The sequence below is a fragment of the Planomonospora algeriensis genome, from assembly GCF_977012225.1.
In genome coordinates, this window is the sequence record NZ_CDRNDK010000260.1 from 1 (window position 1) to 9040 (window position 9040).

At 71.8% G+C, this 9040-nt stretch carries 9 protein-coding genes; 3 read left to right on the top strand and 6 right to left on the bottom strand.

Annotated elements, in window-relative coordinates; all coding sequences use genetic code 11:
- Positions 1 to 616, bottom strand: a 616-nt coding sequence (locus tag ACWJ6R_RS23420) for a hypothetical protein (RefSeq protein ID WP_449064289.1), incomplete at its 3' end; no start/stop codon positions are given.
- A gap of 333 nt (positions 617 to 949) precedes the next feature.
- Here ACWJ6R_RS23420 and cofD point away from each other — a divergent pair.
- The 3 genes from cofD (at position 950) to ACWJ6R_RS23435 (ending at position 4270) form a co-directional block, all read left to right on the top strand.
- On the top strand, positions 950 to 2002 hold the full coding sequence (gene cofD / locus ACWJ6R_RS23425) for a 2-phospho-L-lactate transferase (protein ID WP_449064290.1): 1053 nt from the start codon (positions 950 to 952) through the stop codon (positions 2000 to 2002).
- Positions 1999 to 3372, top strand: coding sequence for a coenzyme F420-0:L-glutamate ligase (locus ACWJ6R_RS23430; protein ID WP_449064291.1), 1374 nt, complete (start codon positions 1999 to 2001; stop codon positions 3370 to 3372). Before cofD ends, ACWJ6R_RS23430 begins: the two co-directional genes overlap by 4 nt.
- A gap of 79 nt (positions 3373 to 3451) precedes the next feature.
- Complete coding sequence (locus tag ACWJ6R_RS23435; RefSeq protein WP_449064292.1) at positions 3452 to 4270, top strand: sugar nucleotide-binding protein; 819 nt, start codon at positions 3452 to 3454, stop codon at positions 4268 to 4270.
- Between the two features lie 161 nt (positions 4271 to 4431).
- Here ACWJ6R_RS23435 and ACWJ6R_RS23440 read toward each other — a convergent pair whose 3' ends face one another.
- The 5 genes from ACWJ6R_RS23440 to cofH all read right to left on the bottom strand — a co-directional run.
- Positions 4432 to 4884, bottom strand: coding sequence for a DUF6941 family protein (locus tag ACWJ6R_RS23440; protein ID WP_449064293.1), 453 nt, complete (start codon positions 4882 to 4884; stop codon positions 4432 to 4434).
- Positions 4884 to 5243: a type II toxin-antitoxin system HicB family antitoxin gene (locus ACWJ6R_RS23445; protein ID WP_449064294.1), complete on the bottom strand. Its 360-nt coding sequence runs from the start codon at positions 5241 to 5243 to the stop codon at positions 4884 to 4886. Before ACWJ6R_RS23445 ends, ACWJ6R_RS23440 begins: the two co-directional genes overlap by 1 nt.
- Positions 5244 to 5330: 87 nt before the next feature.
- Entirely contained in the window at positions 5331 to 5603 is a 273-nt protein-coding gene (locus tag ACWJ6R_RS23450) for a hypothetical protein (protein WP_449064295.1), read from the bottom strand.
- A 396-nt stretch (positions 5604 to 5999) separates the two neighbouring features.
- Positions 6000 to 7670, bottom strand: a complete 1671-nt coding sequence (locus ACWJ6R_RS23455) for a substrate-binding and VWA domain-containing protein (protein WP_449064296.1) — start codon at positions 7668 to 7670, stop codon at positions 6000 to 6002.
- Between the two features lie 161 nt (positions 7671 to 7831).
- The coding region (gene cofH, locus ACWJ6R_RS23460; protein WP_449064297.1) for a 5-amino-6-(D-ribitylamino)uracil--L-tyrosine 4-hydroxyphenyl transferase CofH at positions 7832 to 9040 on the bottom strand (1209 nt) is incomplete at its 5' end.

A 9040-nucleotide genomic window follows, 5' to 3' on the forward strand; every position in this document is an offset into this window, starting at 1 on the left:
CCTCGGCGGAGCCGGCTGCGGGCGCCTCGGCGAAGCCGTTCCCCTGGATCGGCGCCTCGGGGTGGGCGTGGCCCGGGAACGAGCCGCCCTGCGGCTGGTGGAAGGGGGTCTGCGGCGCGGGCTCGTGCGCCTGGGGGGCGGCGCCGTACGCCGCGGGGGCCGCGCCGTACTCCGTCGGCCGCCCGCCGAAGCCCCCGTCGGGGCGGAACCCCGGGGTGTCCCAGGACTGCACGGGACGGGCCCCGGCCGCCGGGGCGTTCGCCGCGGCCTTCGGGAGCAGGAAGAGGATGGCGAGCACGGCCAGCGCGAGCATGGGCACGTTCAGGAGGAGGAACTCCACCTTGCCCATGAAGCCCGTGTCGCCGGCGAACACGCCGCCCAGCAGTCCGATGACGCCGAACAGGACGGCGAGGCCGAGCGTGGCCACGGCTATCTGGGCCATCAGCTTGAGCCGCGCGACCGCCGGGCCGAGGCCGCCCGCCAGCAGGACCGCGCCGACGAGCAGGGCGACGGTCACCGGCGAGACGAGCTGCTGGAGGAACAGGGCCGCGCGCAGCGCGAAGGACGACCCGCCGAGCGACGAACCGAACAGCAGCCGCTCGATGCCGACGACCACGCTCCCGGACGCCGCGCGACCATGAGCCAGGCGGCGGGCTCCCGGAGCCGGCCCGCATCGACGTTGATCACAATTACCCCCATTAGGGTCCTTGGGTAAACCCGGGCCAAGTTTTACACATGGCCGACTTCAGCGTCGGTGGACCCAGGAAGCTCTTGAATCCCACAAGTGTCCCATTACTCGGTATTCACCGCGAATTTGGACGCCCCGTGAGAGGATCCGCCACCCGGCGCGCCCCTCCCGATGATCAGCGGAAACCGTTCCCGCGCTGGTCGCGCCCCGGACGCGGACCTTCGGACCGGAGCGGCGCGGGCCGGTGGGAGACTGGACGGCATGCGCATCGTGTCCCTCGCCGGCGGCATCGGCGGCGCCCGCTTCCTGCGGGGCCTGCTGGCCGCCGCCCCCGACGCCGAGATCACCGTCATCGGCAACACCGGTGACGACATCACCCTGTACGGCCTGCGGGTCTGCCCCGACCTCGACACCGTGATGTACACCCTGGGCGGCGGCATCGACGAGGAGCAGGGCTGGGGACGGCGGGACGAGTCGCACGTCGTCAAGGAGGAGCTCGCCGCCTACGGCGTCGAGCCGCAGTGGTTCGGCCTGGGCGACCGCGACTTCGCCACCCACATCGTGCGCACCCGGATGCTCGACGCCGGATACCCCCTCTCGCAGGTCACCGAGGCCCTGTGCGCCCGCTGGAACCCCGGCGTGCGGCTGATCCCGATGAGCGACGACCGCACCGAGACCCACATCGTGATCAACGACGCGCAGGGCCGCCGGGCCGTGCACTTCCAGGAGTGGTGGGTGCGGATGCGCGCCTCCGTCCCGGCCGAGCGCATCCTCCTGGTCGGCGCCGACGAGGCGGAGCCCGCGCCCGGCGTGCTCCAGGCCATCGAGGAGGCCGACGCGGTGATCCTGCCGCCCTCCAACCCGGTGGTCAGCATCGGCACGATCCTGCAGATCAAGGGCATCCGCGAGGCGCTGGAGGGCAAGACCGTCGTCGGCGTCTCCCCCATCGTCGGGGGCGCCCCGGTCCGCGGCATGGCCGACGCCTGCCTGACCGCGATCGGCGTGGAGACGACCGCCCAGGCGGTCCTGGAGCTGTACGGCGCGGCGCTCGTCGACGGCTGGCTGGTCGCCGAGGAGGACGCCGGGGTCGCCCTGGACGGCGTCCGGGTCGAGGCCAGGCCGCTGATCATGCACGACGCCGAGGCGGCCGCCGCCATCGCCCGCGCCGCCCTCGACCTCGCCACCGAGCTCTCCGCCGCGCGGACGCGACCGGACGGCGGCACGGGCACCGGCACCGGCACCGGCACCGGCGGGGACACCGGTGGCAGCGGGGACACCGGCCTCGGCGGCGGCGCCGGGGAGGAGGCCCGATGAGCAGGATCCGGCGCTTCCGGCAGGACGAGGCCGAGCCCTCCGAGGTCCGGATCGAGGTCTTCGCGGTCGACGGCATCCCCGAGGTGCGGGAGGGCGACGACGTCGGCGCGCTGATCGCCGACGCCCGGCCCGACCTGCGCGACGGCGACATCCTCGTGGTCACCTCCAAGATCCTGAGCAAGGCGGAGGGCCGGGTCCGCCGGGACGCCACCCGCGCCGAGGCCATCCGGGACGAGACCGCCCGGGTCGTGGCCCGGCGCGGCGAGACCGTGATCGCGCAGACCTCGCACGGCTTCGTCATGGCCGCCGCCGGTGTGGACGCCTCCAACACCGAGCCCGGCACCATCGTGCTGCTCCCCGCCGACCCCGACGCCTCCGCCCGGGCCGTGCGCGCGAGCGTCCGGGACCGGCTCGGCGTCTCGGTCGGCGTGGTCGTCTCCGACACCTTCGGCCGCCCCTGGCGCAACGGCCAGACCGACATGGCCGTCGGCGTCGCCGGGGTGCCGCCCATGCTCGACTACCGCGGCCTGTCCGACGACCACGGCAACGCGCTCGAGGTCACCGTGACCGCCATCGCCGACGAGTTCGCCGCCGCCGGCGACCTGGTCAAGGGCAAGCTCGCGCAGACCCCGGTGGCGGTCGTCCGGGGCATGGCCGAGTACACCACCGCCGACGACGGCCCCGGCGTCCGCGAGGTCGTCCGCCAGTCCGAGGAGGACATGTTCCGGTACGGCTCACGCGACGTGGTCTTCGCCCGCCGTACGATCCGGGAGTTCTCCGCCGAGCCGGTCGACGGCGCCAAGGTGCGGCGGGCGGTGGAGGCGGCCATCGCCGCGCCCGCGCCGCACCACACGACGCCGTGGCGGTTCGTGCTGCTGGAGTCCGCCGGGATCCGGGAGAAGCTGCTCGACGCCATGCGCGAGGCGTGGATCGCCGACCTGCGCGGGGACGGCTTCTCCGCGGAGTCGATCGCCAAGCGGGTCCGCCGCGGCGACGTGCTGCGCAACGCGCCCTACCTGGCCGTGCCCTGCCTGGTGATGGACGGCTCGCACACCTACCGCGACGACCGCCGCAATGCCGCCGAGCGGGAGATGTTCGTGGTCGCGACGGGCGCCGGGGTGCAGAACTTCCTGGTCCAGCTCGCCGTGGAGGGTCTGGGCTCGGCCTGGGTGTCGTCCACCATGTTCTGCCGCGAGGTGGTCCGCGAGGTGCTCGGCCTGCCCGCGGACTGGGATCCGATGGGCGCCGTCGCCATCGGCCGCCCCGCCGCCCCGCCGCGCGACCGCGCCCCCCCGCGCCGCCGCCGACTTCACCGTCACGTTGTAGGGCGGACCCTCGGGGTCCGGGAGCCGACGAGCCGAGAAGTGTAAATCGACTTACGCTCCTTGACGTAAGTGATTTACGCTCCTCCACAGGAGGTCATCGTGTGATCGGCTACGGTGGCCGGTCATGAGGTTTCTCATCGTCGGCGGCAGCGGTCTCCTCGGCGGCGAACTCGTCCGGCGGTGCTCGGCGGCCGGGCACGAGGTGGCCGCGACCTACCTGACCCGGCCGGGAGAGAGCGCGGGTGTCGAGTGGTCGCCGCTCGATGTGCGCCGGCGGGAGGACGTCGACGCGCTGATCGGCGCGTTCCGCCCGGAGGCGGTCGTCAACGCCGCGTACCGGCAGGCGGACTGGACGACCACGGCCGTCGGAGCCGCGAACGTGGCTCTCGCCGCCTCCGCGGCGGGCGGGCGCCTGGTCCACGTGTCCAGCGACGCGGTCTTCTCCGGTGCCGCGATCCGCTACGACGAGACGTGCGTCCCCGACCCGATCACCCCGTACGGCGCGGCCAAGGCCGCCGCCGAGACGGCGGTGACCGCGATCGCGCCGACCTCGGTGATAGCCCGGACATCCCTGATCATCGGCGACGGCGGTTCCCCGCACGAGGCGCTGGTGCATTCCCTGGCCACCGGCCGGAGGCAGGGAGTGCTGTTCACCGACGACGTGCGCTGTCCCGTGCATGTCGCCGATCTCGCCGCGGCGCTCCTCGAACTCGCCGTATCCGGGTATCACGGCGTCCACCACGTCGCCGGAGCCGACGCGGTGAGCCGGTACGAACTGGGATCGCTCATCGCCCGGCGCGACGGACTCGACCCGGACCGGCTGCCCTCAGGCCGGCGAGCGGACTCCGGCGTGCCCGGCCCGCTGGACGTGCGCCTGGAGTGCGGCACGACCCAGCGGCGGCTCCGCACCAGGCTGCGCGGCGCGCGGCGGTTCCTGCGATGAGGCGTTCACCGGCGACCCCGGCCTTCGAACAGGTGAGGCAGGAAAGGTGACGGGCCGCCCCGACATCGTGGCTGACCAGCCGGTAGACAACAAGCGAAGCGGCCCTCAGGCCTCCCGATGATCATGCCTGCCAACCGTATCATCGGGTCTCAGCGCAGGCTTCAGCTCTCGGGGTCGGCTCCGGCATCCGATGTCACAGCGAAGGCCACCGAGGTGAGAACCTGTCCGTCGACCTCGAGGCTCCACGTATAACGCCGGCCTGGCAGCAGAGGAAGCCGGGGAACCGTGACGGCGAAGCTGTTGTGGATGTCGACTGACCGGACGGCGTCATCGACCGTGGCCGCTGCGCCACTGAGTTCCATGGCTCCGGTGTACTCGACCGGCCGTTCCTTCCCCGGAGTTCCGGCAGTGACAGGCCTGCCGTCGTCATCGAGCAGCCGAAGGGCGAAGACCCGTCGTGTGGCCGCCTCCTCCCAGGACGCGCGGACGAAAACCGCCAGCGCACTCTGCGGCAGCTTCGTGTCGGTGGCCGACCAGTCGCCACCCAATATGTTGATCTTTCCGCTGGAACCGTCATGCTGCGCCGCATCACACAGCACGATGAATGCCTGCATCAGGCGCTCTCCTGCACGAACTCAATATTCAGGAGGGGGGCGGTGGAGGTTCCGGCAGCCGACACCGCTGAGGTCCCGCCTCCGCCTTGGAACGGAAGGAGCAGCGGAGGGGTCGTCCAGGTCTGAGGATCGCTCCGGACGACCCGGTCCACGATCGTCACCTGAGGGTCGAGCCACCCTTCCAACGCCTCCCGAACCAGGCGCTTGGCATCGGCAAGCGTCCGACTCCGCACATCGAGATCGGGCAGATCCGGCGAGACCGCACGCCAGCCGTGACGCAGGCGCCGGTATTCGACCCGAACACTCCGCCGATCCCGTACGACCTCCACCGGTGTGGCATGTCGGACGATCTCTTCCACGTCATCCCACGAGAGACCGTCCTCGTCACCCCACAACCCAGGTTCTCCAGTCACACACGTCATCATGCCCCCCCTCCGTTCCCATGCCTACATCTCCCGCAGGATGGCGGTACCGAGCCGGTAGATTCCCTCCGCCCGATCGACGGGGTAGAGAAAGGCCTGGAACTGCTGTCCGTTCCGCGTCCCGGCATAGACGATCACGCGAGTCCCGTACAGCTCGTGCGTCTGTTCGTGACCGACGACGTCCCGGCCGTAGATCAACGCAGCACGAACCTCCGCGCCTGTCAGGTTGTGCTTGGTCCGGATCTTGTCCTCGATGGCATCCGGGATGTCCACCTGAGAGATGTAGATCCGCTTCACGGACAGGGAGCATGACACAGGCAGAGCCCTCCATGAAGCGAATCGGATGCATTCGATCACTCTCTGCTTACATCGCGACCATGGCGGGCCTTTTTGTCGACCGTCTCGGTGACATCGAATCCGTCTGCTTCAGGGCACTCTCAGCCACACTACGATCATGCCTTGAACTGGGGAAACGCGTTCAGGCGTCATGTTTCATTCGGAATCTGCCGAGCAGGTCAGTCGGAATCTGCCGAATAGATCGTTCGATATCTGCCGAGTACCCCCACCGAGAAGTGCCGCAGGTCCGGCCGTCCTGCCGGTGGACCGGCCCTTCGCCCGGTCCAGGCGGCCGGGCCTGGTACGGCCTCCCCGACGGCCGGTCGCCGCTGCCGGATCCCGGCCGGGCCGGGGAGGTCAGGCCTTGCGGCAGGTGGGGTGGCAGAGGCGGCGGGCGAGGGCGGAGAGGAAGACGTCGATGATCTCGCCGGGTTCCCGGGCGACGTGCAGGGAGCCGTTGGTGATCGAGGCGACCTGGTCGAGGGTGGTCCGGTCGAGGTCGTCGCCGAAGGCCAGCACGACGACCTGGACGGGGTACTGCGGGTCCCACTCCTCGCGCAGCTTCTCCGCCAGCTCCCCGCCGGAGATCCCCTTGCCGTCGTCCTTGCCCGCGGTGATGACCAGGAGCGTGTTGTTCATGCCCTCGTCGTAGGCCCCGGTCAGCTCGCGGAACCCGGCCAGGATCGAGTCGTGCAGGGAGCTGTCCCGCTTCGCGTCGGCGCGCAGGGTCCGGGTGAGCTCCTCCAGGCGGCTGCGCCGGATGACCTGCCCGTCCTCGGCCTCGGTGATCGGGCCGAGTCCCACCCGCTCGCGGTGGTCGCCGCCCGAACCCTTGGCGTCGGCGAACTCCCACATGCCCATGTGGGTCGAGTTCGGGAAGAGCTGCAGGCCCAGCCGGGCGGCCTCCAGGGCGACCGTCAGCTTGGTCCGCCCCTTGTCCCCCTTGATCGGCTCGGCCATGTGCCGGGAGGCGTCGGCCAGGACCAGGATGTTGGTCGGCGGGGCCAGCCTGCTCCACGCCTCCAGCGCCTCGTCGATCACCGCGGGCACGATGGTCGGGCGGGTGCGGGGCGCCGCGGTGGGGATCTCGGGACCGGGCGAGTAGGGGCCCAGGCTGCCGTCGGCCGAGCGGAAGCCCGCCCGCCGTACCGCGTCCTGGGTCTCCGCGGAGCGGAGCCAGGAGGCGAAGGCCCGGGAGCCGGCCGCCTTGGCCGGGTCGCCGGAGGTGACCACGTAGGGGTAGTCCAGGTTGATGGTCCCCTCGCGGGGGTGGAGCGCGACCAGCGGGTCGGCGGAGGGCCGCCGGTTGTGCTCCCAGACCGACTGCTCGGGGACGATCACGACGGGTCGCTTCCAGAAGGAGCGCTCGTCGATCGCGTCGAGCATGCTGCGGTAGTCGGGCGCCGCCCCGGCCTGTGCCCATCGGACGAACGCGGTGAGCGCCCGGTCGGCCTCGGCCCCGCTGCCCACCACGTCCCGGGCCGCGGCCACGGTGGCGATGCCGGCCCCGGCGAGCGACGGGTCGGGGACGCGGACCACGTCGGGCTCGTTCGCGGTGGGCTGGACGCGGCCCCGAGTGGTCGGCGGGAAGACCATCCGCCAGTTCATCTCTGTCCTGCCGACCGCGAACCGCTTGGCCAGTGAGTCCCGGGTGGCGAAGACCAGGGGCGAGGTGGCCATCACGGTCTCGGTGCCCGCCAGGTCGGCCGCGCCCTGCTTGCGGGCCAGCCGGATCCAGGCGGAGGAGTCGGAGATCCAGCCGTCGGGGCGGGCGGCGAGCACGCCCGCGGTGTCCCCGATCAGGGTCCGCAGCACGGTGGCCGGGGGCTGCTCGGTGACCTGCACCAGCACGCACCGGCCGTCGACCTCGGTCCTGCTCGCGTTGAACCGCCCCGCCGCGTCCATCACCGTGGGGGCGATGTCCACCGCGGCGGCGACGTCCACCAGGACCGACTCTCCGGAGCAGTCGGCGCCGATCCGGTCCGTGATCACCACCACGGCCCCGGCGGCGGCGACCGCCAGGGCCACCGCGGCGAGTGAAACACGTGTCAGTGCCTGGTGCCGGCGCCTCTCGGCGCCGGCGGCCACGCGATGTCGACCGGAAGAGGGCACGCTGGTACCTCTCGCTTCAGGGGAGTGACAATTCTCCCAAGATCCCCCTTACCGAGCGCAAGTCAACAGAGAACTTGTTATAGACGCTCAAGCGGCACGAAGTTACGCACACTTTGACAAACGCCGTCGCTGGCCGCCGCGGCGGCCAGCCGCTCCGCGCTCGGCACGCCGTACGAGGTGGTCCGCTGGCGCACCGGCCGCCCGGTCGGGGCGACCATGGCGGCGAGCTCGGTGATCGTCTTGAACGAGCCGTTCTCCGACCCGGCCATCCGGCTGATCGTCTCCTCCATCAGCGTGCCGCCCAGGTCGTTGACCCCGCCGGAGAGCACCTGGCGGCACAGGTCGTCGCGGAGCTTCACCCAGGAGCACTGGATGTTGCCGATCGCGCCGTGCAGCAGGATGCGGGCCAGCGCGTGCACGGCCCGGTTCTCCCGCGCGGTCGGCCCGGGGCGGGCGATCCCGGCCAGGTAGATGGGCGCGCTGTGGTGCACGAACGGCAGCAGCACGAACTCGGAGAACCCGCCGGTCTCCTCCTGGATGCGGCGGATGAGGCGGATGTGCCGGACCCAGTGGGCGTGCGTGTCGACGTGGCCGTACATCATCGTGGAGGTCGTCGGGATGCCGAGCCGGTGGGCGGTGGTGATGACCTCCACCCATTCGGCGGCGGGCAGCTTGCCCTTGGTCAGCACCCAGCGCACCTCGTCGTCGAGGATCTCCGCCGCGGTGCCCGGCAGGGAGTCCACGCCGGACTCCTTGGCCGCGGCCAGCCAGTCCGCGACGGACAGGTTCGTCCGGCTGGCGCCGTTGACGACCTCCATCGGGGAGAAGGCGTGCACGTGCATCTCCGGCACCCGCGCCTTGACCGCCCGGGCGATGTCGAAGTAGGCGGTGCCCGGCAGGTCGGGGTGGATGCCGCCCTGCATGCACACCTCGGTCGCCCCGGCCCGCCACCCCTCCTCGGCCCGGTCGGCGACCTGGTCGAGCGAGAGCGTGTAGGCGTCGGCGTCGGTACGGCGCTGCGCGAAGGCGCAGAACCGGCAGCCGGTGTAGCAGACGTTGGTGAAGTTGATGTTCCGGTTGACGACGTAGGTCACCTCGTCGCCGGCGGCCTCGCGGCGCAGGCCGTCCGCGATCCGGCAGAGCTCGTCCAGCCCCGCGTCGTCGGCCCCGGCTCCGTCCGGTCCCCCGGCGAGGCCGAGCAGGGTCAGCGCCTCGGTCTCGGTCAGCCCCGCGGGATCGGCCTCCGCCCGGCGCAGCGCCCGCAGCACGTCCCCGGCGACGGCGCG